This window comes from Pseudoprimorskyibacter insulae (assembly GCF_900302505.1).
GTDB lineage: Bacteria > Pseudomonadota > Alphaproteobacteria > Rhodobacterales > Rhodobacteraceae > Pseudoprimorskyibacter > Pseudoprimorskyibacter insulae.
Genome location: NZ_OMOJ01000002.1, coordinates 608,725 through 634,555, shown reverse-complemented (window position 1 = coordinate 634,555; position 25,831 = coordinate 608,725). Strand labels below are relative to the sequence as shown.

The following is a 25,831-nucleotide window of genomic DNA, read 5'->3' as shown; positions in this document are numbered from 1 at the left end:
GGCCTGACATGGGCATTTTCGATTTCCTCAAGGGCGAATTCATCGACGTCATCCATTGGGTCGATGACACCCGCGATACGATGGTCTGGCGGTTCGAACGCGAAGGGCATGAAATCAAGTACGGCGCCAAACTGACGGTGCGCGAAGGTCAGGCGGCGGTGTTCATTCACGAAGGCCAGTTGGCGGATGTGTTCACACCCGGCCTTTACATGCTTGAAACCAACAACATGCCGATCATGACGACCTTGCAGCACTGGGACCACGCCTTCCAGTCGCCGTTCAAGTCCGAGATCTATTTCGTCAACACCAACCGCTTCACCGATCTGAAGTGGGGCACCAAGAACCCGATCATGCTGCGCGACCCGGAATTCGGGCCGACCCGCATTCGCGCCTTTGGCACCTATACGATCAAGGTCAACGACCCGGCCCTGTTCCTGACCGAGATCGTCGGAACGGATGGTGAATTCACCGCCGATGAGATCAGCTTTCAGATCCGCAACATCATCGTACAGGAATTCAGCCGCGCGATTGCGGCATCGGGCATTCCCGTCTTGGACATGGCCGCCAATACCGCCGAGGTGGGCAAGCTGATCGCGCAAGCCATCGACCCGGTGATGAAGGACTACGGCGTCTCGATCCCGGAACTGTACATCGAGAACATTTCGCTGCCGCCGGCGGTCGAAAAGGCGCTGGACGCCCGCACCAGCCGCGGCATCGCGGGCAATCTGGACGACCACATGAAGTGGAAAGCAGCCGAAGCCATGGGCAAAGGCGGCGCGGCCGATCAAGCCATGGGCATGGGTATGGGCGCAGGTCTGGGTATGCAGATGGGCAATATGATGGCCAACCAAGGCCCCTGGGGCGCGCAGCCCGCCGCGCAGGCCGCACCCGTGGCCCCGCCGCCGCCGCCCGTTGAACATGTATGGCACATCGCCGTAAACGGCCAGACGCAAGGCCCGTTCTCAAAGGCGGATATGGGCAAGATGGCCCAGACAGGCGGTTTGGCACGCGATACACATGTCTGGACCCCCGGTCAGGACGGCTGGAAGCGCGCGGGCGACGTGCAGGAACTGGCGCAGCTGTTCACCATCATGCCACCCCCGCCGCCGCCCGGCGCATAAGGAACACACCATGACAAGACGCACCGCCATCAAAACCCTGCATTGGACCTGCGCTTTTCTGATCCTCTATTTCTTCTTGGTAGAACCCGAGGACGTGCGCAATCTTGGCGCTGCGGCTTTGGCCACCCACGCGGGCGTGGGCCTGCTGCTGGCCATCGCGTCGGTCGTGTGGTTTGTGATTTTCGCGATCAAGGGGCTTGCGGGCCGGGCAGGCCCCAAGCTGCCGCCGCTGGCCAAGCGCGTGCACCCGGTTGTGCACCGCATCTTGTATTTCGGCCTGCCATTCGTGGTATTTACCGGCGCCATGACGGCCATCGGCGCGCCCTATGTCATCAAGGCGTTCGGCATCGTCCCGCTCAACACGGGCGGCGGAACCAAGGCGTTGCAAGGGGTGTTTGTCGAAGTGCATGAGATCGCGTTCAACATCCTGTTGTTCACAATCGTCGCGCATGCGGTGTTCCACCTATGGCGGCACTACATACTGCGGGACAACGCACTTCGGATCATGACTCCGAAGGCGTTGCACCGATACTTGTAACCATACAAACCTTCGCCCGCCTCTTGCTTGTCAGAGGAACCAGAGCCGGGCGCACTCACTACTTTACCAACCGGTTATTATTTTAAACGGATCCGGGGCTGGACGATTTAGCGGTCATCGCAAAAAATCTGGCCCACTTCAGCCTAGAAAGCGCCATGACTGACCTGCCCCCTGCCGCCCCGACCGATGAGCACCGCTTTCCTTGCAATCAATGCGGCGCGGATCTGACCTTTGATCCCGAGCGTGGTCAGCTGATCTGCGATCATTGCGGCAACACGCAGCCCGTGGCGGAAAAAGGCCCGTGGGACGGCGGCGTGAAGGAGTTGGACTTCAACCAAGCGCTGAAGAACCAGATCCCGCTTCAGGAGATCGAAACCACCCGTGTGACAACCTGCCCGAACTGCGCCGCGCAGATCGAATTTGACCCCGACATTCACGCCACCGAATGCCCGTTCTGCGCCACGCCCGTTGTGACAGACACCGGAACCCACCGGCATTTCAAACCCAAGGGGCTGTTGCCCTTTGCCCTGGATGAAAAGGGCGCCCGCGATGCGATGAACACATGGCTGGGCAAGCTGTGGTTCGCACCAAACGGGTTGCAGGAATATGCGCGCAAGGGCCGGAAAATGCAGGGCATATATGTGCCCTACTGGACCTTCGACGCCGATACGAAATCAAGCTACACCGGCCAACGTGGCGATGCCTATTACGTCACCAAAACCGTCATGCGCGACGGCAAGCAAGAAACCGTACAGGAACGCAAAATCCGTTGGAGCTTTGCTTCGGGCCGGGTGGCGCGGTTCTTTGACGACGTGCTGGTGCTGGCGTCGAAATCCCTGCCGCGCAAATACACCGAGGCGTTGGAACCCTGGGATCTGCCCGCGATGGAACCGTATCGCCCCGAATACCTTGCCGGGTTCCGGGCCGAGGCCTATTCCGTCGATCTTGAGGAAGGCATGGTTCTGGCCCGCCAGCACATAGACCGGGTGATCGAACGGGACGTGCGCTTTGACATTGGCGGCGACGCGCAGCGCATCAACAAGATCGAAACCACGATTTCAGATGTCACCTTCAAGCATATCCTGCTGCCGGTCTGGCTGGCCGCCTATAAATACCGGGGCAAGACCTATCGTTTTGTGGTGAACGGGCGCACGGGCCGCGTGCAGGGCGAACGTCCGTGGTCGGCATGGAAAATCGCGATTGCCGTTGTTCTGGGCCTGATTGTCGCCGGCGGGATCGGCTATATCGTTGCGCAGAACCAATGACCCGACTGAAATCTGAGCTTGACCTGAAGGCAGGTTCAGGGGCAGTTAGCGCAAACATCAATGAAGAGGGACAGCCATGATCCTATGCTGCGGAGAAGCCCTTATCGACATGCTGCCGCGTGTCTCAACGCAAGATGAACAAGCCTTCGCGCCCTATGCGGGCGGCGCTGTGTTCAACACCGCGATTGCGCTTGGACGGCTTGGCGCCCCTGCGGGCTATTTCGGCGGGCTGTCGTCTGACCTGTTTGGCCAACTGCTCCAAGACACTTTGGCCGCATCGAAGGTCGATGTGCAGTACTGCCCGCGTTCGAACCGTCCGACGACCTTGGCCTTTGTGACGCTGGTCGATGGTCACGCCAAATACGCATTCTATGACGAAGGCACGGCGGGCCGCATGCTGGCCCAAGACGACCTGCCGGAATTGCCGGACAGTGTTGAAGCGTGCTTTTTCGGCGGCATCAGCCTTGTGTCCGAACCCGCCGCCGACAGCTACGCGGTGCTATGCGCCCGCGAATCCGCGTCGCGCGTCATCATGATCGACCCGAACATTCGCCCCGGCTTCATTCAGGACGAAGAACGCTATCGCAACCGCCTTGGCGCGATGCTGGCCAAGGCCGACATCATCAAAGTGTCTGACGAAGATCTGGAGTGGATCGGCGATTCCCCCGAAGGGCTGGTCGCAGGTGGGGCCAAGTTGGTGCTGATCACCAAAGGCGCGGAAGGCATTGACGCCTACACCCGTTGGGGCCGTTTCTCGGTTCCGGCGCATAAGGCGACCGTGGTCGATACCGTGGGCGCGGGCGATACGTTCAACGCAGGGCTTTTGGCCGGTTTGGCCCGCGATGGCCTGCTGACCAAAGACGCGTTGACCGATGCCTCGGAACAGGATCTGACACCGGCGATTGATCTGGGCGCCCGCGCCGCCGCCATCACCGTCAGCCGCGCCGGGGCCAACCCGCCCTGGGCGAACGAGCTGTGAGAGCGCTTCTTCAGCGCGTCACCGAAGGGTCGGTCACGGTGGATGGCACCGTGATCGGCGAAATCGGTCAGGGCTTGGTGATCCTGATCTGCGCGATGCAGGGCGACACACAGGCCGAGGCCGATAAGCTGGCCGCCAAGATCGCCAAGCTGCGCATTTTTGCCGATGAGGCAGGCAAGATGAACCGGTCCGTTCTGGACATCGGCGGCAGCGCCTTGGTGGTCAGCCAGTTCACCTTGGCCGCCGATACGCGGCGCGGCAATCGCCCCGGATTTTCCACCGCAGCCCCGCCCGCAGAAGGTGAAGCGCTGTATCTCTACTTTGCCGATCAACTGGCCGAGCAGGGCGTTCCTGTGGCCAAGGGTCAGTTCGCCGCCGATATGAAAGTCGCCTTGGTCAACGATGGCCCGATCACCATCTGGATGGACACAGACGATTAAGCCTTGAGATTGCACCGCACCGCGCCAGATTAGGGCCGTACCCGCTTGGGTGCTGGCCCTATCTGGCAATCTGACGTAAGAGCAATGGCATGAGCGAGCAGGCGCAAATATTCGACCCGGCGGAGGCAGACCCCCGCAGCTTCCGCGATGCCTTGGGCAAGTTTGCCACGGGCGTCACGGTGATCACCTGCATGACGCCAACCGGCCCGATCGGGATCACCGCAAATAGCTTTGCCAGCCTATCTTTGACCCCGCCGCTGGTGCTTTGGTCACCTGCCAAACGGTCTTCGCGCTATCCGTTCTATGTTGCTGCCGACTATTTCGCGATCCACGTTCTGGGCGCAGGTCAAGCCGCGCTGTCCAGTGGCTTTGCCCGGTCCGGCGACGCCTTCGGTGCTATCGACTGGCGCGAAAGCGCACATCGCACCCCCTTGATCGAAGGCTGCCTGTCGCGCTTTGAATGCCGCAACATAGCCCAGCACGACGGCGGCGATCATACGGTCGTCATCGGTCAGGTGATCGAGGTGGAAACCCGCGATGGTGCGCCGCTGATCTTCTCGGCCGGGCAATTCGGCACCTTCGACGGCTAGGCAATTGGCCACTGTTGGCCGAACGCCAACAGATTGTTTCCTTGGTGAATCGTCTCAAACTGGGGAATATTGCCCCAACAGCGCCTTTTTTTCGGCGGCTCGCACTTGTTTATATCTTTCGTTCACCTCGCTATGCGTTTGCCAGAATTGTTCGGACCTATGAAAATCACATTGACCCTTTCCACATTGGGGACGGCCTTGGTTATGGCCACCACCCTTGCAAGCCCGAGCGTGGCAGACCGTCTAGACGCGTCACAATTTTATGAATTCGACCCCGCCAAAGCCCGCATCGGCCAGTTGCTTTTTTACGATAAGATCCTGTCCGGGAACAAAAATATCTCGTGCGCGACGTGTCATCACCACGATATGGCAGGCACTGATTCCGTTAGCCTTGGTATTGGCGAAGGCGGCGTAGGGCTTGGGCCGACGCGGCTATCGCCCGAGGGGTTGGACAAAATCTCGGCCCGAATTCCACGCAATGCGCCTGCGCTTTGGAACATCGCCCACAAGGACATCACCAACCTGTTCCACGATGGCCGCGTGGCCGTGTCGGATAAATACGCCGGGGGATTCGACACCCCCGCCAAGGATTTGCTGCCCACCGGTTTGGACACGATCATCGCCGCGCAGGCGCTATTCCCGATGACATCTGCCGATGAAATGGCAGGCGGGGCGCATGAAAACCCCATCGGCGCGGCCGTGGCCAAGCGGATTGACCTGGGCTGGGCCGAGATCACCAATCGCGTGCGCGACATCCCAGCCTATACACAGATGATCACTGCGGCCTACCCCGAGGTGAACGGCCCCGATGACCTGACCATCGTGCAGATCGTCAATTCCATCGCGGCGTTCATCGGATCGGAATGGCAAAGCTACGACAGCGTCTATGACGCCTATGTCACCCAAGGCAAACCCTTACAGGAAGAGGCCGAGCGCGGGCGCGAGCTGTTCTTTGGTGAGGCGCACTGCGTGGCCTGCCACAACGGCCCTCTGTTCAGCGATCAGCAGTTCCACGCGATGGCGATCCCGCAATTCGGCCCCGGCCGGACCGATAAATACGACCCCGTACCGCGCGATGTGGGCCGGATGTTTGCCACGTCAAACCTGCTCGATGCCTACAAGTTCCGCACGCCGTCCTTGCGCAATGTCGCGCTAACCGGACCCTATGGGCATAATGGGGCCTATAGTGACCTGAAGGACATGATCCGCCATATGGCCGATCCCGTCGCAATGCGGGCCAGTTGGACGCCCGATAAGGCCACCCTGCCCCGCGTGCCTTGGCTGCAAAGCACTGATTTCCGTGTGCAAAGTGACGCGCTGGAAATGGCGCGTCAGGCCGCGATTGTCGACACCCAGCCGGTGCATCTGAGCGAACAGGATATCATCGACATTGAGGCGTTCCTGAATTGCCTGACCGGGGAAACCGCACAGTCGCGCCCGCTGGGGCGGCCTGACAGCGTCCCAAGCGGCCTGCCCGTCGATTAAGGCGACACCGCCCGCGCACCGGACCAATCGCCATTGGCCAGCATGTCGGCCACGACTTGGCTTAGCACGTCCTGCACCGCCTGCTGTGCGCGGGTAACCGGACGGTTTGTGGGCGTGACCATCACCGCCTGACGCCACAACCCCGGCGCCGCCAAGCGCGAGATGCCAAGCTTGCCCTCGGCGACCTCGGCCTGAACGGCATGGCGCGGCAGCACCGATGCGCCATATCCCGCCGCGACCAGCGCTTTGATATTGGCGTAGGAATCCACCTCCATCGCGATTGCGGGCCGAATATCCAGCGCGCCCAAGTCCCGTTCAAGCTGTTGGCGCAGCCCGTGCGGCGCGCTTGGCAGGACCATCGGTTCATCCCGCAGTTCAGATAGGGCCATCACCTCGGGGCGCTTTGCGTTGGCGGGCCACAGCACGACCAGTTCTTCCTCCAGCAAGGGCCGGGCCATGACGCCCGCTGCGCTGCTGCGATTGTAAAGCACGGCCAGATCCACCTGCCCCTCGCTCATCCAACCGGCGATAAACCCGCTCATCGCCTCGGCGATGTTGATCGTGATCCGGGGATAGCGTGCGCGGGCTGCTTTGATCAGCGGCAGGGTCAGCAGGGCGCTGATGGTTCCGGGCAGGCCCACACGCACCACGCCCGCCGGATCCGCGTCTAGCGTGCGGATTTCATCCTCAGTCCGGGCCATGTCGTCCAAGATCGCGCGGGCGCGGCGCATCAACACTTGCCCCGCTTCGGTGGGCGTCACGCCACTGCGACTGCGGATCAGCAGTTGGGTGCCAAGGCGCTCCTCCAAGGTCTTCAAGTGCAGAGATAGCGCAGGCTGCGCCACGTTCAGCACCTGCGCGGCGCGGGTGATGCTGCCTTGTTCGGCGATCTCAAGAAAATAGCGCATCTGCCGGGTGTCGAGTGCCATTTCCGCCTATCCATACAAATCCTGTATGCAAATTATCGAAAACATATATTTGCGCAATATCCCCTAAGACGCTTATCTGCCGCCAACAAGATCGCAGGAGAGCGTCATGACAACCGATCCCTATCAGGACATCCGAGACGGCATTCAGGCGCTTTGCGCCCAGTTTCCTGCCGAATATCACCGCAAGATTGATGAGGAAAAAGCCTACCCCGAAGCCTTCGTTGACGCCTTGACCAAAGAGGGCTGGATGGCCGCCCTGATCCCCGAGGAATACGGCGGTTCGGGCCTTGGCCTGACCGAAGCGTCGGTGATCATGGAGGAAATCAACCGTGCGGGCGGCAATTCGGGCGCGTGCCACGGGCAGATGTACAATATGAACACGCTGGTCCGGCACGGATCGGAAGAGCAGCGCCAGCGCATCCTGCCCAAACTGGCCAGCGGTGAATTGCGCCTGCAATCCATGGGCGTGACGGAACCGACCACGGGCACCGACACCACGCAGCTAAAAACCACTGCCGTAAAAAAAGATGGGCGCTGGGTGATCAATGGCCAGAAAGTCTGGATCAGTCGCGTTCAGCATTCGGATCTGATGATCCTGCTGGCCCGCACCACGCCCCTGTCCGAGGTGAAGAAGAAGTCCGAAGGGCTGTCAATCTTCCTTGTGGATATCAAAGAGGCGATGAAGACCGGCATGACGGTCAATCCCATCCCGAATATGGTCAACCACGAAACCAATGAGCTGTTCTTTGACAACCTAGAACTGCCCGAAGACAGCCTGATCGGCGAAGAGGGCAAGGGCTTCAAATACATCCTGACCGGGCTGAACGCCGAACGGGCGCTGATTGCCGCCGAATGCATCGGGGACGGCTATTGGTTCACCGACAAGGTCACCAAATACGTCTCTGAACGCGAAGTCTTTGGCCGCCCAATCGGCATGAACCAAGGCGTGCAATTCCCGATCTCTGAGGCCTATATCGAAGTGCGGGCCGCCGATCTGATGCGCTACAAGGCTTGTGAGCTGTATGACGCGGGCCTTCCCTGCGGGACTGAAGCGAACATGGCCAAACTGCTGGCGGCCAAGGCCAGCTGGGAGGCGGCGAATGCCTGCCTTCAGTTCCACGGCGGATTCGGCTTTGCCAATGAATATGACGTCGAACGCAAGTTCCGCGAAACGCGCCTGTACCAAGTCGCGCCGATTTCGACCAACCTGATCCTGTCCTACGTGTCCGAACACGTGCTCGGTATGCCGAGGTCGTTCTGATGCGTCCTTTGGAGGGGCTGACCGTTCTGGCGATTGAACAGGCGGTCGCCGCGCCTTTTGCCTCGTCGCGTTTGGCCGATGCGGGCGCGCGGGTGATCAAGGTCGAACGGCCCGAGGGCGATTTCGCGCGCGGCTATGACGCCGTGGCCAAGGGGCAATCCAGCTATTTCGTCTGGCTGAACCGTGGCAAAGAAACCGTGACGCTGGATCTGATGACGGATGCGGGCAAGACGGCGCTGGCCGATCTGATCGCGGGGTCCGATGTGGTGATCCAGAACCTGAAACCCGGTTCGCTGGCACGGCTGGGCTTTGCGCCCGAAGACCTGCGCCGCCAGCATCCGCGCCTGATCGTCTGTTCGATCTCGGGCTATGGCGAAACGGGGCCGATGGCCGACCGCAAGGCCTATGATCTGCTGATACAGGCAGAGTCCGGCCTTTGTTCGATCACCGGCGGCCCGTCCGAGCCGTCGCGCGTGGGCACATCGGTGGTGGATATCGCAACCGGGGCCACGGCCCATGCCGCGATCCTTGAGGCGCTGATCCAACGCGGGATCACCGGGCAGGGCTGCGAGATCCAGATCTCGATGTTCGATGTGCTGGCCGATTGGCTGACCGTGCCTTTGCTGAACCACGAAGGCGGCAAGACCCCGCAACGTGTCGGCCTCGCCCATCCGTCGATTGCGCCCTATGGCGTGTTCCACCCCAGCGAAGGCGCTCCGATCCTGATCTCGATCCAGTCGGACCGCGAATGGCGCCAGCTGTGCGAGGTGTTCCTTGGCGACGCCGCCCTTGGCACCGATCCGCGTCTTGCCACCAATGTAGACCGTGTGAAGAACCGCGATGTGACCGATGGGCTGGTGCAGGCCGCCTTTGCCCGCCGCACCAATGCCGAAGCCGTCACCGCGCTTGAGGCGGCTGGCATCGCGCTGGCATCGGTAAATGATATGGCGGGGCTGTCGGCGCATCCGCACCTGCGGCGCATCACAGTCGATACCCCGAACGGTCCCGTGGCCTATCCTGCGCCCGCCGCCATCGTCGTAGGCGATCCGCGCCCCTATGGGCCCGTGCCCGCCCTGAAACCCAAGGAGGACTGAATGCACGTCGATATCGACCATCTACGCCAGTGGATCGGCAACACCCAAAGCGACAGCGAAGTGTTGCGCCCGACCACCGTCCGCCAGTTCGCCGCCACGTTCGACCGCGACTGGCCGTCCGAGGTAGGGGCAGAAGCGCCGCTGCTGATCCACCTGTGTCTGGCACAGCCCATCGCGCCCATGTCGGCGCTAGGGCGCGATGGCCACCCCGCACTTGGGGGCTTTTTGCCGCCCGTGCCGCTGCCGCGCCGGATGTGGGCAGGGGGGTCGTTTGCCTTCCACGGGCCGATCCTTGTGGGGGATGAGGTCACGCGCACCTCGACCATCCGCGATGTGACGCTGAAAGAAGGGCGCTCGGGCGCGCTGTGTTTCGTGACCGTCGATCACCAAGTCACCAGCAATGGCCGCACCGTGATTTCCGAGCGGCAGGATATTGTTTACCGCGATGTGCCGCCCCCCGGTGCGCCCGCACCGAAACCCGCGCCCACAGCGCCGGACGGACAGGAAAACAAGGGGCTGATCCCGACGCCCACCTTGCTATTCCGTTATTCCGCCCTGACCTTCAACGGCCACCGCATCCATTACGACAAGGAATTCTGCACGACGACCGAAGGCTATCCGGGCCTTGTGGTACATGGTCCGATGCAGGCAACAATGCTGTGCCAGATGGCCGCCGATCTGGAAGGGCGCAGCCCCACCGAGTTTACCTTCCGCAGCCTGTCGCCCCTGTTCGATGATGCGCCGATCCGTCTGAACGCCGATTCTGACGGCAAAGGCCTGCGGCTTTGGACAGCCCGCCCCGGCGGTCCCGTCGCAATGGAAGCGCACGCCGTTTGGTAAGCCAGTGCCGCGCCGCAAGGCGCGGCATTCCCCGCAGTAAAACCCATTGACCCAAAAGCAGAAAAGCCGCCCCGAGGGGCGGCTTTTTCCGTCTACTTACCTGCTTTAGGGGTAAGTGGCGGACCGAGGAGGATTCGAACCCCCGACCCCTTGATTCGTAGTCAAGTACTCTATCCAGCTGAGCTATCGGTCCGTGGAGGCGGGATTTAGACTGCACGGCTCAGAGGCGCAAGAGCGAAATCAAACTTTTTTCGCTGAAGGTGGATTTTTTCTCAAAGCACCCGCTTTGCCCATCCGTCAGGCACGAACGCAGCGGCACAGTACCAAACGCTGCGGATCGACAATTTACCACTTGATAAAATTTCCCCGATCCATGCTAGTCTTGCCCCGCAACCCGCCCCGCAGAGAGAGGACACCATGGACGGCACCTATTCCCAGAACGATCTAAGCCATGTCGTTGATGCCGATAAGGCCCATGTGTGGCACCACCTTGTTCAGCACAAAGCCTTTGAAACGTCCGATCCACGGATCATCGTCGAAGGCAAAGGCATGCGCGTGTGGGACCAGAACGGCAAGGAATACCTTGATGCCGTCTCGGGCGCGGTTTGGACGGTGAACGTCGGCTATGGCCGCGAAACCATCGTCAAAGCGATTGCCGACCAGTTGATGAAGCTGAACTACTTCGCCGGCGCCGCCGGTAGCGTGCCGGGCGCCCTGTTTGCCGAACGCCTGATTCAGAAGATGCCGGGCATGACCCGCGTCTACTATTGCAACTCGGGGTCCGAGGCGAACGAGAAGGCGTTCAAAATGGTTCGCCAGATCGCGCACAAACGCTATGGCGGCAAGAAAACCAAGATCCTTTATCGTGACCGCGATTATCACGGCACCACCATCGGCTGCCTGTCCGCTGGCGGCCAGAAACAGCGCAACGCGCAATACGGCCCATTCGCGCCCGATTTCGTCGAGGTGCCGCATTGCCTTGAGTATCACGCAGCGGATCAGGGCTGGGGCCATCTGTCGGGCGAGGCTTATGGCCAGCGCGCCGCCGATGCGATTGAAGAGGTGATCCTGCGCGAAGGCCCCGATACCGTGGGTGCGCTGTGCCTAGAACCCGTGACCGCTGGCGGCGGCGTCATCGCGCCCCCGCCCGGCTATTGGGAGCGTGTGCAGGAAATCTGCACCAAGTATGACGTGCTGCTGCATATCGATGAGGTGGTTTGCGGCGTTGGCCGAACCGGCGAATGGTTCGGCTATCAGCATTACGGCATCAAGCCCGATTTCGTGACCATGGCCAAAGGCGTGGCCTCGGGCTATGCGGCGATTGCCTGTATGGTCACAACGGAAAAGGTCTTTGACATGTTCAAAGACGACACCAGCGATCCGCTGAACTATTTCCGCGATATCAGCACCTTTGGCGGCTGCACCGCTGGCCCTGCCGCCGCGCTGGAAAACATGCGCATCATCGAAGACGAAGACCTGTTGGGCAACACCACCCGCATGGGTGATCGGATGATGGGCAACCTGCATGAGCTGATGAACAAGCACGCGGTTGTGGGCGATGTGCGCGGCAAGGGCCTGTTCCTAGGCGCCGAGCTGGTGCAAGACCGCGCCACCCGCGAGCCGATGGACGAAAAGCGCGTGCAGGCCGTTGTGGCGGAATGCGCGGCGCAGGGCGTGATGATCGGGGCGACCAACCGTTCGGTTCCCGGCTATAACAACACGCTGTGCTTCAGCCCCGCGCTGATCGCGACGCCAGATGACATCGACCAAATCACCGATACGGTGGACAAGGCTCTGACCAAGGTCTTTGGCTAAACGTCAAAGGGGCCGAAAGGCCCCTTTTTCATGCGCCATGCACGTCGCGGCTGTCTTGCGGGGCTTCGGCCCTGTCGGTCTTGGTGTAGTCGCGGATCACCTGCACCACGCGCAGGTGATAATCCGCGAACAAGGCGTTGCGCCCAGCTGCTTGGGCGCGGCGGTGGTCTTCCAGCTTGCGCCACCGCTCTAGCGCGGCTTCATCCTCAAAGAACGACAGCGACAGCAGCTTGCCGGGGTTTGTCAGGCTCTCGAACCGTTCAACACTGATGAAGCCCTCGATCTCTTCGACCAGGGGGCGCATCTTGGCCGCCATTTCCAAGTAAGCCTCGGTTTTGCCGTCTGCCGGTTCGACCTCAAAAATCACACCAATCATCGTATCCTCCCGTTTTGGGGCAGGGGATACCATGGCGCGGGTCGGCGCAAGCCAAGCGCTACGTCAGAGACTCGCCTCAACCCGGAAATCGTCAGGGATGGTGTCTTGGCCGGTCAGAACCAGATCGGCCATGACAAGCGCCACCTTGGGGGCCATGCCAAAGCCGATCTTGAACCCGCCGTTGGCGATGAAATGGCCCGCGCGGTCCGGCCAAGCGCCCAGCATTGGCGCACGGGATTTGGCACGCGGGCGCACACCGGCCCAACGCTCCAATACCGCAGCGCCCTGCAAAACCGGCATCAGCCGCACGGCCTTTTCGATCAGTGCATCGCATTGCGCATCCACGCTGTCCGGCGCGTCGAATTCGCGTTCTGAGGTGGACCCGATGGCGACCGTCCCATCGGCATGCGGCACGATGTGCAGGCTATCGGCGTAAAGCTGCGGCGCGTCGGGGACGGAATAGCGCAGCAAGGCGGCCTGCCCTTTGACACCGTTTCCAACCGGCTTGCCCAGCGCATCGGACAGATCCAGCAGGCCGCGCCACCCGGCCGCCCAGACCACTTGCCCGCTGTCCGGTGCCTCGGGCACCACTGTCACGCCCTTGGCCGCCAGCGCCGCCACCAGCGCCGCACAGGCCCGGCGCGGGTGCATCCGGGCGCTAAGCGTGTCGAACACATATTGCCCGGTGGGCGACGGCGGGCACCAATCACCCAGATCCGCCCGATCCACCACACGCCATTCGGCGTGATCGGCCCAAAACTGCTGCGCCGTTTCAATCCGCACCTTGGCCAGGTCCACCGCGCGGTCATCCAGTAGCGGCTGAATGCGCCCCAACCGGCCATAGCCTGCCGTCACGCCGCCTGCCGCCTCAACCTCGGACCAGAAGGCCCCGGCCATCAGCAAGCTATCGAGTTGAAAGGCTTTCTTGTCGTTCCAGTTCTCCGGCACATGCGGCGCCAAAGCCCCGACCAGCCCGCCGGATGATCCGCTGCCCGCGCCGTAGGGGTCAACCACTTGCACCGTCGCCCCGCGCTGAACGCACGCCCAGGCGATCGCCAAACCAAAGGCCCCGGCCCCACGAATTGTCACGTCAGCCATTGATCTTCCCTTCGGATCACTGCACCGTTTGCCCGACACCTAAAGGTTTACCTCATGATCGACCAGACGAATGGGCTGGACTGGCGCGATGGAAATGTGCCGGTCTCGCGCCGCTTTGATGATCCTTACTATTCGCTCGACAATGGGTTGGAAGAAACGCGCCATGTGTTCTTGACCGGGAACGGGCTGCCTGAGCGGCTTCGCGACGGGTTTCAGATTGCCGAGTTGGGCTTTGGCACCGGTCTAAACCTGCTGGCCACCTTGAAACTGTGGCGCGACACCGGCCAGACCGGCATGCTGCGCTTCACCAGTTTTGAGCTGTATCCGTTGGCCGCCCCGGACATGCTGCGCGCGCAGGCCCAGTTTCCGGGGGTCGAAGACATCGCCACGGAACTGCGCCCTCATTGGGAGGCAGGCGCGACCCGGATCACCCTGCCCGATCTGACGTTTGAGATGATCGTGGGCGATGCCCGCGAAACGGTGCCAGCATGGAATCATGTCGCAGATGCTTGGTTTCTGGACGGATTTTCCCCTGCCAAGAACCCCGAACTGTGGGAACCTGACCTTCTGACGGCCGTGGCCCAGCACACCGCGCCGGATGGAACCGCCGCCACCTATTCCGCCGCCGGGGCAGTGCGCCGCGCGTTGGATGCCGCCGGGCTTCAGACCCAGCGCATTCCCGGATTTGGCCGCAAGCGCCATATGACCATCGCCGCAAAGGCCTGAGAATGACCAGCAACAACACCAAACTTGGCATCTGGCTGATGATCGCCACGACCTTCGTCTTTGCCACGCAGGACGGGATCTCGCGCTATCTTGCGGACACTTACAACGTCTACATGGTGGTGATGATCCGCTACTGGTTCTTTGCCGCCTTTGTCATCGCGATTTCCCAACGTCGTGCCGACGGTCTGCGTGATGTGGCCCGTACCAGCCAGCCGTGGCTGCAAGGGTTCCGGGCCGTCCTGTTGGTGGCCGAGATTTGCGTCACCGTGATCGCCTTTACCCAATTGGGGCTGGTGGAAACGCACGCGGTCTTTGCCAGCTATCCGCTGCTGATCGCCGCCCTATCCGGCCCGATCCTTGGCGAAAGCGTTGGCTGGCGGCGTTGGTCGGCGATCGGCGTTGGGTTTATTGGCGTCGTCATCATTCTGGAGCCGGGGTCGGACGTGTTCTCGGCCAAGTCGCTGATTGCTTTGGCCGCTTCGCTGATGTTTGCGCTCTATGGTTTGCTGACCCGCTTTGCCGCACGCCGGGACACCGCCGCCACGTCGTTCTTCTGGACGGGCACCGTTGGCGCATTGGCGGCCACCGCTGTTGGCGTGTTCCACTGGCAACCGCTGGCCCCGTATGACTGGATCTGGATGGCGACCCTATGCATGACCGCCGCCACCGGGCATTTCCTGCTGATCAAATGCTATGAGGCCGCCGAGGCCAGCGCAGTCCAGCCCTTTGCCTATCTGCAATTGCCCATCGCCTCGGCCATCGGGATTTTCGTCTTTGCCGAAACCCTGCGCCCGAATGTGGCGATTGGCGCGTCGATCATCGTTTTGGCGGGTCTGTTCACCCTATGGAGAGAGCGGCAAAAGCGTTGAACCGGTCAGTTCCTGACTGAAGGGCACCGGATGCGGCGGCTGGCCCAACCGGGCGCGATAGACCGGCAGGCTTTCGGTGACGCGCATCACGTAGTTGCGCGTCTCGGTGAAGGGAATGAATTCAATCCAATCAACCACATCAACCTTCGATGTGCGGGGGTCGCCGAAGTCTTCCATCCAACGGTCAGGGCGGCTTGGCCCGGCGTTATAGGCCGCCGCGATCAGAACCGCGTTGCCCTGATAGCGTTCGGCCAATTCGGCCAGATAGGCCGACCCAAGCGTTGCGTTATACATCGGGTCGGACAGCAGCTTGCCCTGACTGTAGTCGAGCCCCAACTTGCCACTCACCTCTTGGGCGGTGCCGGGCATCAATTGCATCAACCCGCGCGCCCCCGCGCCGGAAATGACGTTCGGGTCAAATTCAGATTCGCGCCGCGCGATGGACAGAACCAATTCTGTTGGCACGGGCCAGCGCTTTTCGGCGACGGGATGCAGCGCGTAATATGGCCCCGGCACCTGAATTTCGTAATCGGCAGCGCGTTTGCCCAGCATCACCTGAATATGCGGTTGCCGCAGATCCACCAGCATTTGCCCCATCTGCCCGATCTGAACCCGGTCAAGCGATTCGGCCAGATGGGTCAGAAACCGTTCCGACAGGCTCAGCTCCCCAGCGGCCAGCAACAGGATCGCCGCCTTAAAGACCGAACTGTCCAAAAACGTCGCCTCTTGCCAATTCGGAAAGGTCTCATCCCCGCGCAGGGTGATATCGAAGGGGATGCGCCCCTTTTCCGCCGCCAGCAGCCCATAGAACGAGGTTTGGTAATCCGCGCCATAGGCATAGGCCTTGGCAGCACCTGCCGGGTCACCCATCGCCTCATAGGCGCGGCCCATCCAATAACCGGCGCGCCCACGCGAAATGGGGGTGACCACCGCGTCGCGCAGATGTTCGAAATGGGTCAGCGCATCCTTAGGACGGTCCAGAAACCGCAGCGCCAGATAGCCTGCCACCCATTCCAGATCCGCGTAATCATTGCCTTCTTTCAGTTGATGCGTCGCGGCCACCTTATAGGCCAGCGCATAATCGCCCCGGCGCATCAGATCCCGCGCTTCGGTGCGGCGGAACCCGGCCCAGAATTCAGGCCGCCCGAGCGAGGCCACATCGCCCGACCTCTCTAGCATCAACGCCGCCGCATCGTCATCGCGGCCTTTGCGGTCGCGCCAATAGAACCGCTCATAGGCAAGGCCCGGATCATTCGCCAGTTTGGCAGGCACGGCGGCAATCAGCCCATCCACACCGTTGTCCATATTGCGCAGAGCAAGCCGCGCCTCGGCCAAGGCGCGATAGCCATCGGACACCAGCGGCAGGATCGCGCGGGCGTTTACCTCCCAACCGTTCCACAAGGCCGTGTCCAGCCGCTCTTCATGGTGGGGAGCCAGCAGTTTGCCATGATCGGCCAGATAGAGCGCGACCTCAGAATCGGACATCGGCAGCGTGGTCCAAGCCTCGATCAGCACCTTGTCGGCCTCAGCCTGTTTGCCGCTGGCCCGTAGCGCCCGCGCCAAGGTCAACGCCCCGTCGCCCGTGCGCGGGGGATGCCCGGCGAAAAACCGCAGAACATCGCCGGTGTCACCCTCGGCCAGCAACGCCTCGGACTTTTGTTTCAGGTAGGGAAGCCCCGGCCAATCGGGATTGCGGCCCAAGAACGCCATAAGCGTCGCCACATCCCCCTGCCCATCCCGCAGAAAATGCCACAGAATGACGTCCAGCGCGTGTTGACCATCGCCCCGCGCCTCGATCTTGGCGGCGGCCCAATTGCCTTCGCGCATGGACTGCATGGCTTTGGCCAAGGGCCTGACATCCTCTTGGGCCTGACAAATCGTCGCGAGGAATAGGAAAAGGACCGGCAGGAGACGTCGCATTTGCTTGCATTTTCCGTTGTGAAAAGGAATAGACACCCCTTGAAGGATATCGTCGGAGGAGGCGTCTTCAACACCTCAGGTGCATGTTGGCGCAATCTTCACGGAAATGTTGAACGATCGTAGAAACAAGGAGCGTAAGATGTTCAAAGGATCGATGCCTGCATTGGTCACGCCGTTCAAAAACGGCGCAGTGGATTTCGATGCGCTCAAACGCCTCGTCGAATGGCATATCGAACAGGGCAGCACTGGTCTGGTTCCTGTTGGTACCACGGGCGAAAGCCCGACGCTAAGCCATGCCGAACACGAAGCAGTGATCGAAACCGTGGTTCAAGCCGCAGCGGGACGCGTTCCGGTGATTGCCGGGGCCGGGTCGAACAACACGGCAGAAGCCATTCACTTCACCCAGCATGCCGAACGCGTTGGCGCATCGGCGGTTCTGGTTGTGGCACCCTATTACAACAAGCCGACTCAGCGCGGGCTTTACGCCCATTACAAAGCCGTGCACGACAGCGCGAATATTCCGATCGTGGTTTACAACATTCCGGGCCGGTCCGCCGTGGACATCCTGCCCGACACCATGGCCGAACTGTCCAAGCTGCCGCGCATTGTCGCGGTGAAGGATGCCACCGGTGATCTGGCGCGCATCTGCAAGGAACGCACCGTTTGCGCACCCGATTTCGCCTACCTGTCAGGCGAAGACGCAACCGCCCACGGCTACAACGCCCAAGGCGGTCAGGGCTTTATTTCGGTCACGGCCAATGTGGCCCCGCGTCAATGCGCCGAAATGCAGGCCGCTTGCCAAGCGGGCGATTTCGTCAAGGCGCTGGAACTGCAGGATAAGCTGATGCCCCTGCATCACGCGATCTTTGCCGAACCGGGCCTGTGCGGCGCGAAATACGCCCTCAGCCGTTTGGGCATGTGCGAAGACGAAGTGCGCCTGCCGTTGATGCCGGTCACCGAAGACACTCGCGCCAAGCTGGACGCCGCCATGCGCGGCCTTGGCCTGATCAACTGATTTCGGTCTGATCGTAATTGCAAAAGGGCGGGTCCAGTGACCCGCCCTTTTCGCATTCAGTTGGCGGTGGCCTCCAGCCCCTCGGGCTGACCCACAACCACAAAGGTCAGGGCCTCAGGCTTGAGCAGGCGCTTCGCCACGCGGGCGACATCGTCTTGCGTGACGGCGGTCACCCGGTCATTGCGCGTTTCGACATAGTCGGCGGGAAAGCCCTGCATCTGCATGCCCACCAGAATGTTCGCAATCGCGTTATTGCCATCAAACCGCAGCGGATAGGCCCCGGTCAGGTAAGTCTTGGCGCGGCGCAGCTCGTCCTCTGACACGCCATTGTCGCGCATCTTGGCCCATTCCGCGCGGATCACCTCAATCGCCTCGGCGATGCGGTCATTGGCCGAAGCCACCCGCCCCGCGTAAATCGCCGCATGATCGCGCGACACGAGGTAGGAATAGACGCCATAGGTCAGCCCGCGCTTTTCGCGCACCTCATCCATCAAGCGCGCCTCAAACCCGCCGCCGCCCAACACGACGTTCATCACATAGGCCGCGAAATAATCCGGGTCTTCGATGGCGATGCCTTCATGCCCGAACAGCGCCACGGACTGCGGCGTCTCAAAGGGCACAACGATCGTGCCGCCCGGCATCGCCACATCGACATGGCCGGGCATCGGAAGCCCGGTTTCCGGCAGATCGGCCAACAACGCGTCAACCAAGCGGGCCAGTTCGTCGGGCGTGATATCGCCTGCCGCGCTGATATAGACCCGGTCCTTGGCCATAGCGCCCTGATGCGCGGCTTGCAGGTCTTCGCGGGTCAGGGCCTGCACCGATTCAATCGTGCCCTCATAGGCGGTGGCATAGGGATGGTCCCCATAGGCCAAGGCGCTGAAACGGTTGCTGGCGATGGTGTCGGGGTCTTTTGCATCGCCCTGAAGCCCGGTCAGCACCTGCTGGCGCACACGGTCCACATCCACATCGTCAAAGCGCGGGTTGATCAGACTTTCCCGTAGCAGCGCCAAGGCCTGATCGCTGGTTTCGGTCAGGAACTTGGCTGAAATCGCGATGGAATCGTCATAGGTGTCATAGTCGAAATTGGCGGCAATCGCCTCGGCCCCTTCGGCAAAGCCGCGGGCATCATAGGGGCCAGCCCCCTCTTCCAGAAGGCCGGTCATCAGATAGGTCGCGCCGCGTTTTCCCGGCAGATCCAAGGATGCCCCGCCTTTGAAGCGCAACTCCAGCGCGACAAAGGGGATCGAATGTTCCTCGACTAGCCAGACGTCAAAGCCTGCCGGAGTTTCGATCTCTTGGATGTTGATCTCGGCCCGCAGTGGCAGGGCGCTCAGGATGGTCAGGGCAAAGGCCAGTAGATATTTCATTCTGCCGCCTCCTGCGGTTGGCGCAGCCAGCCCGTGACCGAGGATTTGCGGTCAAACACTTTGCGGGCGGCTTCCATGATGTCATTGGCGGTCACGGCGGCCAGCACATCGGGCCAGTCCTGAACGTCCTGAATGGTCAGCCCCGAGGTCAGCGCGCTGCCATAGGTGCGGGCCAGACCATCGACATTGTCACGGGCATAGATCTGCTGGGCATGGATCTGGAATTTGATCCGTTCCAGCTGGGCAGGGTCCACGCCTTCGACCATGAACTCGGCCACAACCTGATCCATCGCATCTTCGGCCTGTTGCAATGTCACCCCCGGCGCGGGCACAACGATCAGGCCAAAGTTCGACTGATCCAGCGACATGGCGTCGTAATAGGCCCCGGCATAGACCGCCAGTTTTTGATCGAATGCCAGTTTGCGCGTCAGAACTGAGGTCTGCCCGCCGCCCAGAATTTCCGACAAGATCACCAAGGCTGCGGCGTCTTTCTGATCGCCCGCGTTGCGTTCCGGGGCCAGATAGCTGCGCATGACATAGGGCTGCGCGACGCGGGGATCTTCGAACACCAACCGCCGTTCTGCCAGTTGGCGCGGCTCTTGCGGGCGCGCCCGGTCGGTCAGGTCAGGATTGGCAGGCAATGCGCCATAGTAAGTGTCGGCAAGCTGCCGGACGTCTTCGGCCTCAACATCGCCTGCAACGACCAGCACCGCGTTGTTGGGGGCATAGTTGCGTTTGTAATAGGCCAGCGCCTGATCGAGATTCAGCCCCTCCATCTCATGGCGCCAGCCGATCACGGGCACGCCATAGCGGTGGTTCATATAAAGCGCTGCGCTGTTTTGTTCGCGGAACAGGGCGCTTGGATCGTTTTCCGTGCGCTGGTTGCGTTCTTCGATGATGACCGCGCGTTCGGTGGCAATATCGCCTTCATCCAGTTGCAGATTGACCATGCGGTCGGATTCCATCCGCATCATCAGCTCTAGCCGGTCCGAGGCGATGCGCTGGTAATAGGCCGTGTAGTCGTAGCTGGTGAACGCGTTGTCAGACCCACCATTTTCCGCCACCACCCGCGACAGCTCGCCCGGCTCCAGCGTTTTGGTGCCTTTGAACAGCAGATGTTCCAGAAAATGCGCAACGCCCGACGATCCGGCGGGTTCATCCGCCGATCCGGCCTTGTACCAGACCATATGCACAACAACCGGGGCGCGGTGATCTTCGATCACGACGACCTCCATGCCGTTGTCCAACGAAAAGGTGGTGACTTGGTCTTCGGCCTCTTGCGCGATAGCGGCACAGGCCCATGACACAAGAATAACCGTTGCCTTCAAGACATTCCGAAGCATGCAGTCCCTCCTTTGGCCAGCGATGCAAATCTACGCTTTGCTCGCCCCGCTTCAAGGGACCGCACGACCTTGTGAGGGCTTATTCCTCAGACGGGGCTGCCGGCGTCTTGATTCCCAGCTTACGGAAGCGCGACAGTTCGGAATAGGGATTCAGCAAGTGGCTGCGATAGGCGCGGCGGTAATCGTCACGCGGGACGATCGACCATGTGAAGCGCGACTTGGTCTTGCGCAGTTCCAGATCCTTGGCGGCCAGATCGGCGCGGATGTTCGGATCGGTGCCAAAGCGGCCCACATGCGCCAGCATCCCGACATCGGCGGCAGGAACACCCGTACCGGCCACGCGCTGCGGCTTGCCGCCCAGAACGGCGACGGCATCTTCGAGCGGGGTGGGATCGGTCAGGTTGGCCCCGCCCGGCGTAGGCGTCGGCAGCGCCGTGGTTTCAGGCATCTGCAACGGTTTCACCGGCAGGATCGAGAATTCTTCGGGCGAGCGCTGATTAGTCCGCATATCATGCAACGTGATGTCACGCTCTTGCCGTCCGCCACAGGCAGATACAGCTAAAAGCCCCAGCAGGATTGCCAGACGCGGTCCTGTCATTGCCACCCTCCAAATCGTCTTGGCCCAGCTTTAGCGGATTGCCTCGCCAAGGTCACGCGCCCTTTTTGCCTTCGGCGAACAGGACAAGCCCCAAAGCGCCCGCAAAAATCGCGATATCGGCGACATTGAAGGCATAAGGGTTTTCGATGCCGCAGCAGGACATGTTCAGAAAGTCCGCCACCGCGCCATAAAGCACCCGGTCAATGATATTGCCAATCGCACCGCCCACCAAAAGCCCGGCGGAAATCAGCCCAAGCCGTCCCGGAGGCGTGCGCCATGTCCAGACCAGCACGAACAGGATCACCAGAACCGCCAACCCGATCAATACCCAGCGCAGCGCATCGGCTTCGCCTGAAAACAGGCCGAAATTCACGCCATAATTCCAAGCCATGCGGAAGTTGAGATAGGGCGGGATCACGTCGATTTCGCCCAAAGTGCGAAGATCCATCGTGTGGACAACCAGATATTTGGTCGCCTGATCCAGCAGGAATGTCCAGAATCCTGCCCAGAATATAACGCTCATGGCCTGCCTCGCCTCGTTCGATGCCGCACCTGTTTTTGGTTCGGGTTTTCCCGATTTATCCCACTGGTGCACGCGGCAGGCCCCGGCAGGTTCGGCGGCCCTATGGTGGGCCGCCCCGTGATTATACACGATTTTTCGAAATTAGTGACGGAAATGACGCATCCCGGTGAAGACCATCGCCAATCCGGCCTCATCGGCGGCGGCGATCACTTCGTCATCACGCATCGAACCGCCCGGCTGGATAACGCAAGTGGCACCAGCGGCGGCGGCCTCAAGCAGACCATCAGCAAAGGGGAAGAACGCGTCCGACGCCACGGCCGACCCAATGGTCAGCGGTTGCGGCAGGCCCATGGCGTCTGCCATGCGCTCGGCCTTTTTGGCGGCGATCAGAGCCGAATCCAGACGGCTCATCTGACCTGCGCCAACGCCAACGGTCGCACCGTCTTTGACGTAGACAATCGCGTTGGATTTGACGTGCTTGGCCACTTTCCATGCGAACAGCAGGTCTTTGAGCTGCTCATCTGTCGGAGCCTTTTTGGTCACGACCTTCAGATCGTCCAGCGTCAGGAAGCCGTTGTCACGGTCCTGCACCAGCATCCCGCCCGACACCTGACGATAGGCCAGACCGGCCTCGGCGGTGTTGGCCAGTTGCGGAGTGATCAGAAGGCGCAGGTTTTTCTTCTTGGCGAAGATTTCCTTGGCCGCGTCATCCGCACCGGGGGCGATGACCACTTCGGTGAAAATCTCGGTGATCTTTTCGGCGGTGACGGCATCCAGCGGCTGGTTCAGCGCCACGATCCCGCCAAAAGCCGAGGTGCGGTCGCAATCAAAGGCCTTGGTATAGGCGTCCAGCAGGTTGTCGCCTTTGGCCACACCGCAGGGGTTGGCGTGCTTGATGATCGCGCAGGCCGCGCCTTCTTTGGGCAAGAATTCCGATACCAGCTCAAACGCGGCATCGGTGTCATTGATGTTATTATAGGACAGTTCCTTGCCCTGAAGCTGCTGGGCTGCAGCAACGCCCGGACGGTTCGATCCATCGGTATAGAAGGCCGCCGACTGATGCGAATTTTCGCCGTAACGCAGTTCTTGCGCGAAGGTGCCAGCAAAGACGCGGCGGCGCGGCTGGGTTTCGCCAATGGCTGCGGCCATCCACGTGCTGACGGCGGCATCATAGGCACCGGTGCGCGCATAGGCGATCTGGGCCTGACGCTGACGGAAGGCATAGGTGGTCGCGCCGTCATTGGCGTCCAGCTCGGCCAGCAGCGCGTCATAGTCTTCGACGTCAACGATGGTGGTCACAAACGAATGGTTCTTGGCAGCAGCGCGGATCATGGCCGGGCCACCGATGTCGATGTTCTCGATCATCTCGTCATAGTCGGCACCGCGGGCCAGTGCAGCTTCAAACGGGTAAAGGTTCACGACCAGCAGGTCGATACCTTCGATGCCGTGATCGTTCATCGCGGCGACGTGGTCATCGTTGTCGCGCAGCGCCAGCAGACCGCCGTGCACCTTGGGGTGCAGGGTCTTGACGCGGCCATCCATCATTTCGGGAAAGCCGGTGACATCGGCAACATCGGTCACATCCAGACCCGCATCGCGCATCGCCTTGGCGCTGCCACCGGTCGAAAGCAGAACGACACCGCGCGCGGCCAGGGCCTTGGCCAGGTCGATCAGACCGGTTTTGTCGGAAACAGAAAGAAGGGCGCGGCGAACGGGCGAAAGGTCTGTCATGTGTGCATCCAGATTGTTCAGGTCATCAGGTCCAGCTCGTCCTGTGCCAAGTCGCGAATGGCGACCGCAGTGTCCTGCGCCTTGGCCAAGGTCCAGCGGATGCGGGTCGCATACTGCATTGCCCGACCAGATAAAACGATCTGTTTCGTCGCGCGGGGCCGCAAACGGCCTTTTTCCAGATAAACAGAGGGTTCAATCGACATTTCGACATCCCCATCCGGTCGGAAGACCCAGATCTCACCACTTCTGAGTGCAAGCGACACAACCGCGCCGCCCAGATCCACGGCTGAGTCGACATCTGGGTGCAGGTGAAACCGCAGGGCAAAGGGGATGCCGTGCAGGTTGCTTTCATCGAATTTCCGGTCGAACAGGCGCTTGTTATCGTCCTCTAGCGCCAGAAGCATATCTTCGCCCGCGAGCGTCCGCCCGTCTTTGGACAGCTCCAGAATACGCGCAACAGTCAGGCCGTGGGTGCCGACATAGCCATCATGCCCGCCTTCATAGCGGAACCCGTCGGTGTCCTGTTTCAGCTCATAGGGAACGGTTTTGGGCGCGGCATCCAGCAATTCGCGCTTGGCCGACCCGATATAAAGCGTTTTGCCCAGCCGGGCGCTGGACAGGCCATCCAGCGACAGTGCGGTGTGCGACGGCGTCGCCCGCCCGGCCCTGCGCCAGTCTTCGCCAAACACCATGCCCGATCCGCAATTCACAATCAGCGGCCTGCGTCCCGATGTCAGCTCAAACGCGAGGGTCGAGGCGTGGGCGTTGAACGATGCGTCCCCGGTTGGCGGCGGGGCCGAGTCAATCAGCACCGAGGTCCGGCCAGACGCCAACCGGGCAAAGCCCATGGCCAATTTGCCGCTTACCTGTTTGCGCACGCCGGAATCGGCCAAGGTTTGATCCAACCGGCCTTCCAACCCGCGCCCGCCGCCGTGGAACCGCCCCAGCCCACCATCGGCATGGCGCAAAGCCCGCAGGTTCGGCGCAATCCGCGTGACTGCGTCCACGATTTCGTCGGGGATTTCCTGATCGGCCCCATCCAATGCCGTGGCCGTCCAGATCAGCAGGGTAAAGACCAACAGCAATTCTTCGGGACAGCGCGTTGGAATGCCGCCGCCCGCATCAATCTGGCGGGTGCAATCAAGGCAAAGCGCCTTAAGCGCCGGTTCCACGTGATGGCTCATGCCTTCCAGCGACAGACCCGCGTAGATAACCCCGGCCATCGCCTCAAACCGCCCCACACCCGGCGGGGTGACATGCCAGCGGCGGCTTAGGAAAATCGTCTGCTGGGCAAGCGAGCGATAAAACAGATCAGATTCGGCCTTTTCCTTGCCACGCAGCAGGAACAAGGCGTGATGAATGCAGCGGATCAACCGTCGGGCGGCCAATTCGGGCAACCATCCCGGCCCGGTGCCGCGCCCGTATCGGGCAATCCAGCCCCAAACCCATTTCTGTGCCAAGGCCCGCGCCGGGGCATCGCCCACAGCGGCCAGATCATCCAGCCAGGAAAACCCGTGGATATCTTCCTCAAACGCTTCGTCCGGCGGATCCACATCCCAGATCATCGCGCCGGGCGCTTCGACCAAATGTCCCGCGAACATCAGGTTCCCGGCCCGCAACTGCCGCGCCCGCGCGACCGATCCAACCGTCTTCGGTTCTGGCTGAGACACGAATCCGGTCGCCGGTTTTGCGCGCGCACTGGACCGCGCCGCCCAACGGTTCATGAACTGCGTCCACCGCGCAGAAAAGCTGTCCGGTTTCACCATTGCTCGCCTCGTGCCCACATTGTTGTGGTTATTGCGTCAAAAGATACCGTGCACGAGGTGCAAAGTCACCGCAGAATGAAATTGCTTGGCCGATTGCGCTACATTTGCACAACAAAACGCCCGCGCCATGGGGCACGGG

Annotated in this window: 24 protein-coding genes and 1 tRNA gene; 14 read left to right on the top strand and 11 right to left on the bottom strand. The window is 61.4% G+C overall.

Features of this window, described 5'->3' with window-relative positions; translation table 11 throughout:
• Positions 1–8 precede the first annotated feature (8 nt).
• The 7 genes from PRI8871_RS08505 to PRI8871_RS08475 all read left to right on the top strand — a co-directional run bounded on the left by PRI8871_RS08505 (position 9) and on the right by PRI8871_RS08475 (position 6,418).
• On the top strand, positions 9–1,121 hold the full coding sequence (locus PRI8871_RS08505; RefSeq protein WP_108885746.1) for an SPFH domain-containing protein: 1,113 nt from the start codon (positions 9–11) through the stop codon (positions 1,119–1,121).
• Between the two features lie 10 nt (positions 1,122–1,131).
• Complete coding sequence (locus tag PRI8871_RS08500) at positions 1,132–1,659, top strand: cytochrome b (RefSeq protein WP_108885745.1); 528 nt, start codon at positions 1,132–1,134, stop codon at positions 1,657–1,659.
• A gap of 155 nt (positions 1,660–1,814) precedes the next feature.
• Complete coding sequence (locus PRI8871_RS08495) at positions 1,815–2,924, top strand: TFIIB-type zinc finger domain-containing protein (protein WP_108885744.1); 1,110 nt, start codon at positions 1,815–1,817, stop codon at positions 2,922–2,924.
• A 76-nt stretch (positions 2,925–3,000) separates the two neighbouring features.
• Positions 3,001–3,903 (top strand): carbohydrate kinase family protein, encoded by a 903-nt coding sequence (locus tag PRI8871_RS08490; RefSeq protein WP_108885743.1) that lies wholly within the window; start codon positions 3,001–3,003, stop codon positions 3,901–3,903.
• Positions 3,900–4,343: a D-aminoacyl-tRNA deacylase gene (dtd, locus tag PRI8871_RS08485; RefSeq protein ID WP_108885742.1), complete on the top strand. Its 444-nt coding sequence runs from the start codon at positions 3,900–3,902 to the stop codon at positions 4,341–4,343. Before PRI8871_RS08490 ends, dtd begins: the two co-directional genes overlap by 4 nt.
• An 89-nt stretch (positions 4,344–4,432) precedes the next feature.
• On the top strand, positions 4,433–4,933 hold the full coding sequence (locus PRI8871_RS08480) for a flavin reductase family protein (protein ID WP_108885741.1): 501 nt from the start codon (positions 4,433–4,435) through the stop codon (positions 4,931–4,933).
• 132 nt (positions 4,934–5,065) lie between these two features.
• Entirely contained in the window at positions 5,066–6,418 is a 1,353-nt protein-coding gene (locus PRI8871_RS08475) for a cytochrome-c peroxidase (protein WP_306418445.1), read from the top strand.
• Here the strand turns inward: PRI8871_RS08475 and PRI8871_RS08470 are convergent.
• On the bottom strand, positions 6,415–7,347 hold the full coding sequence (locus PRI8871_RS08470) for a LysR family transcriptional regulator (RefSeq protein WP_108885739.1): 933 nt from the start codon (positions 7,345–7,347) through the stop codon (positions 6,415–6,417). The genes PRI8871_RS08475 and PRI8871_RS08470 overlap by 4 nt on opposite strands.
• Positions 7,348–7,453: 106 nt before the next feature.
• On the opposite strand from PRI8871_RS08470, the gene PRI8871_RS08465 reads away from it, so the two are divergent.
• Genes PRI8871_RS08465 through PRI8871_RS08455 form a run of 3 tightly spaced genes read left to right on the top strand, consistent with a single transcriptional unit; the run spans position 7,454 to position 10,542 of the window.
• Complete coding sequence (locus PRI8871_RS08465) at positions 7,454–8,608, top strand: acyl-CoA dehydrogenase family protein (protein ID WP_108885738.1); 1,155 nt, start codon at positions 7,454–7,456, stop codon at positions 8,606–8,608.
• Positions 8,608–9,702 carry a CaiB/BaiF CoA transferase family protein gene (locus PRI8871_RS08460; RefSeq protein ID WP_108885737.1) on the top strand — a complete coding sequence of 365 codons (1,095 nt, stop codon included), beginning with the start codon at positions 8,608–8,610 and terminating at the stop codon, positions 9,700–9,702. Before PRI8871_RS08465 ends, PRI8871_RS08460 begins: the two co-directional genes overlap by 1 nt.
• Positions 9,703–10,542 (top strand): HTD2 family dehydratase, encoded by an 840-nt coding sequence (locus PRI8871_RS08455; RefSeq protein WP_108885736.1) that lies wholly within the window; start codon positions 9,703–9,705, stop codon positions 10,540–10,542. It abuts the gene before it with no gap.
• A 116-nt stretch (positions 10,543–10,658) separates the two neighbouring features.
• Here the strand turns inward: PRI8871_RS08455 and PRI8871_RS08450 are convergent.
• A tRNA-Arg gene (locus PRI8871_RS08450) sits at positions 10,659–10,735 on the bottom strand.
• A gap of 224 nt (positions 10,736–10,959) precedes the next feature.
• On the opposite strand from PRI8871_RS08450, the gene PRI8871_RS08445 reads away from it, so the two are divergent.
• Positions 10,960–12,357, top strand: a complete 1,398-nt coding sequence (locus PRI8871_RS08445) for an aminotransferase family protein (protein WP_108885735.1) — start codon at positions 10,960–10,962, stop codon at positions 12,355–12,357.
• A 28-nt stretch (positions 12,358–12,385) separates the two neighbouring features.
• On the opposite strand, the gene PRI8871_RS08440 is transcribed toward PRI8871_RS08445, so the two are convergent.
• Both PRI8871_RS08440 and PRI8871_RS08435 read right to left on the bottom strand, forming a co-directional pair.
• Positions 12,386–12,733 (bottom strand): antibiotic biosynthesis monooxygenase family protein, encoded by a 348-nt coding sequence (locus PRI8871_RS08440; protein ID WP_108885734.1) that lies wholly within the window; start codon positions 12,731–12,733, stop codon positions 12,386–12,388.
• 63 nt (positions 12,734–12,796) lie between these two features.
• The gene (locus PRI8871_RS08435; protein ID WP_108885733.1) at positions 12,797–13,831 is read right to left on the bottom strand and encodes an NAD(P)/FAD-dependent oxidoreductase; all 1,035 of its coding nucleotides are present in this window, start codon (positions 13,829–13,831) and stop codon (positions 12,797–12,799) included.
• Positions 13,832–13,885: 54 nt separating this feature from the next.
• Between PRI8871_RS08435 and mnmC2 the strand changes: the two genes are divergently transcribed.
• Positions 13,886–14,557, top strand: a complete 672-nt coding sequence (gene mnmC2 / locus PRI8871_RS08430; protein WP_108885732.1) for a tRNA (5-methylaminomethyl-2-thiouridine)(34)-methyltransferase MnmC2 — start codon at positions 13,886–13,888, stop codon at positions 14,555–14,557.
• Positions 14,558–14,559: 2 nt separating this feature from the next.
• Positions 14,560–15,426, top strand: coding sequence for a DMT family transporter (locus PRI8871_RS08425; protein WP_108885731.1), 867 nt, complete (start codon positions 14,560–14,562; stop codon positions 15,424–15,426).
• On the opposite strand, the gene PRI8871_RS08420 is transcribed toward PRI8871_RS08425, so the two are convergent.
• Positions 15,400–17,346: a lytic transglycosylase domain-containing protein gene (locus tag PRI8871_RS08420; RefSeq protein WP_108885730.1), complete on the bottom strand. Its 1,947-nt coding sequence runs from the start codon at positions 17,344–17,346 to the stop codon at positions 15,400–15,402. The two genes, PRI8871_RS08425 and PRI8871_RS08420, sit on opposite strands and share 27 nt — an antisense overlap.
• A 139-nt stretch (positions 17,347–17,485) precedes the next feature.
• Here PRI8871_RS08420 and dapA point away from each other — a divergent pair, with 139 nt between their 5' ends.
• Positions 17,486–18,361: a 4-hydroxy-tetrahydrodipicolinate synthase gene (gene dapA, locus PRI8871_RS08415; protein ID WP_108885729.1), complete on the top strand. Its 876-nt coding sequence runs from the start codon at positions 17,486–17,488 to the stop codon at positions 18,359–18,361.
• Positions 18,362–18,417: 56 nt separating this feature from the next.
• Here the strand turns inward: dapA and PRI8871_RS08410 are convergent, their stop codons facing one another.
• From PRI8871_RS08410 to PRI8871_RS08385, 6 genes are all read right to left on the bottom strand, one after another.
• Complete coding sequence (locus PRI8871_RS08410) at positions 18,418–19,731, bottom strand: M16 family metallopeptidase (RefSeq protein WP_108885728.1); 1,314 nt, start codon at positions 19,729–19,731, stop codon at positions 18,418–18,420.
• Entirely contained in the window at positions 19,728–21,074 is a 1,347-nt protein-coding gene (locus tag PRI8871_RS08405; protein WP_108885727.1) for a M16 family metallopeptidase, read from the bottom strand. Before PRI8871_RS08405 ends, PRI8871_RS08410 begins: the two co-directional genes overlap by 4 nt.
• Positions 21,075–21,153: 79 nt before the next feature.
• Positions 21,154–21,672: a DUF3035 domain-containing protein gene (locus PRI8871_RS08400; RefSeq protein WP_245897804.1), complete on the bottom strand. Its 519-nt coding sequence runs from the start codon at positions 21,670–21,672 to the stop codon at positions 21,154–21,156.
• Positions 21,673–21,724: 52 nt separating this feature from the next.
• On the bottom strand, positions 21,725–22,195 hold the full coding sequence (gene lspA, locus PRI8871_RS08395; protein ID WP_108885725.1) for a signal peptidase II: 471 nt from the start codon (positions 22,193–22,195) through the stop codon (positions 21,725–21,727).
• Between the two features lie 141 nt (positions 22,196–22,336).
• Positions 22,337–23,926, bottom strand: a complete 1,590-nt coding sequence (purH, locus tag PRI8871_RS08390; RefSeq protein WP_108885724.1) for a bifunctional phosphoribosylaminoimidazolecarboxamide formyltransferase/IMP cyclohydrolase — start codon at positions 23,924–23,926, stop codon at positions 22,337–22,339.
• A gap of 17 nt (positions 23,927–23,943) precedes the next feature.
• Positions 23,944–25,692, bottom strand: coding sequence for a heparinase II/III family protein (locus PRI8871_RS08385; RefSeq protein ID WP_108885723.1), 1,749 nt, complete (start codon positions 25,690–25,692; stop codon positions 23,944–23,946).
• Between the last annotated feature and the right edge of the window lie 139 nt (positions 25,693–25,831).

Excerpts from the sequence above, each read along its gene's own strand:
- PRI8871_RS08505 (WP_108885746.1), top strand. The coding sequence starts at position 9 with ATGGGCATTTTCGATTTCCTCAAGGGCGAATTCATCGACGTCATCCAT.
- PRI8871_RS08500 (WP_108885745.1), top strand. The coding sequence starts at position 1,132 with ATGACAAGACGCACCGCCATCAAAACCCTGCATTGGACCTGCGCTTTT.
- PRI8871_RS08495 (WP_108885744.1), top strand. The coding sequence starts at position 1,815 with ATGACTGACCTGCCCCCTGCCGCCCCGACCGATGAGCACCGCTTTCCT.
- PRI8871_RS08490 (WP_108885743.1), top strand. The coding sequence starts at position 3,001 with ATGATCCTATGCTGCGGAGAAGCCCTTATCGACATGCTGCCGCGTGTC.
- PRI8871_RS08480 (WP_108885741.1), top strand. The coding sequence starts at position 4,433 with ATGAGCGAGCAGGCGCAAATATTCGACCCGGCGGAGGCAGACCCCCGC.
- PRI8871_RS08475 (WP_306418445.1), top strand. The coding sequence starts at position 5,066 with ATGCGTTTGCCAGAATTGTTCGGACCTATGAAAATCACATTGACCCTT.
- PRI8871_RS08470 (WP_108885739.1), bottom strand. The coding sequence starts at position 7,347 with ATGGCACTCGACACCCGGCAGATGCGCTATTTTCTTGAGATCGCCGAA.
- PRI8871_RS08465 (WP_108885738.1), top strand. The coding sequence starts at position 7,454 with ATGACAACCGATCCCTATCAGGACATCCGAGACGGCATTCAGGCGCTT.
- PRI8871_RS08460 (WP_108885737.1), top strand. The coding sequence starts at position 8,608 with ATGCGTCCTTTGGAGGGGCTGACCGTTCTGGCGATTGAACAGGCGGTC.
- PRI8871_RS08455 (WP_108885736.1), top strand. The coding sequence starts at position 9,703 with ATGCACGTCGATATCGACCATCTACGCCAGTGGATCGGCAACACCCAA.
- PRI8871_RS08445 (WP_108885735.1), top strand. The coding sequence starts at position 10,960 with ATGGACGGCACCTATTCCCAGAACGATCTAAGCCATGTCGTTGATGCC.
- PRI8871_RS08440 (WP_108885734.1), bottom strand. The coding sequence starts at position 12,733 with ATGATTGGTGTGATTTTTGAGGTCGAACCGGCAGACGGCAAAACCGAG.
- PRI8871_RS08435 (WP_108885733.1), bottom strand. The coding sequence starts at position 13,831 with ATGGCTGACGTGACAATTCGTGGGGCCGGGGCCTTTGGTTTGGCGATC.
- mnmC2 (WP_108885732.1), top strand. The coding sequence starts at position 13,886 with ATGATCGACCAGACGAATGGGCTGGACTGGCGCGATGGAAATGTGCCG.
- PRI8871_RS08425 (WP_108885731.1), top strand. The coding sequence starts at position 14,560 with ATGACCAGCAACAACACCAAACTTGGCATCTGGCTGATGATCGCCACG.
- PRI8871_RS08420 (WP_108885730.1), bottom strand. The coding sequence starts at position 17,346 with ATGCGACGTCTCCTGCCGGTCCTTTTCCTATTCCTCGCGACGATTTGT.
- dapA (WP_108885729.1), top strand. The coding sequence starts at position 17,486 with ATGTTCAAAGGATCGATGCCTGCATTGGTCACGCCGTTCAAAAACGGC.
- PRI8871_RS08410 (WP_108885728.1), bottom strand. The coding sequence starts at position 19,731 with ATGAAATATCTACTGGCCTTTGCCCTGACCATCCTGAGCGCCCTGCCA.
- PRI8871_RS08405 (WP_108885727.1), bottom strand. The coding sequence starts at position 21,074 with ATGCTTCGGAATGTCTTGAAGGCAACGGTTATTCTTGTGTCATGGGCC.
- PRI8871_RS08400 (WP_245897804.1), bottom strand. The coding sequence starts at position 21,672 with ATGACAGGACCGCGTCTGGCAATCCTGCTGGGGCTTTTAGCTGTATCT.
- lspA (WP_108885725.1), bottom strand. The coding sequence starts at position 22,195 with ATGAGCGTTATATTCTGGGCAGGATTCTGGACATTCCTGCTGGATCAG.
- purH (WP_108885724.1), bottom strand. The coding sequence starts at position 23,926 with ATGACAGACCTTTCGCCCGTTCGCCGCGCCCTTCTTTCTGTTTCCGAC.
- PRI8871_RS08385 (WP_108885723.1), bottom strand. The coding sequence starts at position 25,692 with ATGGTGAAACCGGACAGCTTTTCTGCGCGGTGGACGCAGTTCATGAAC.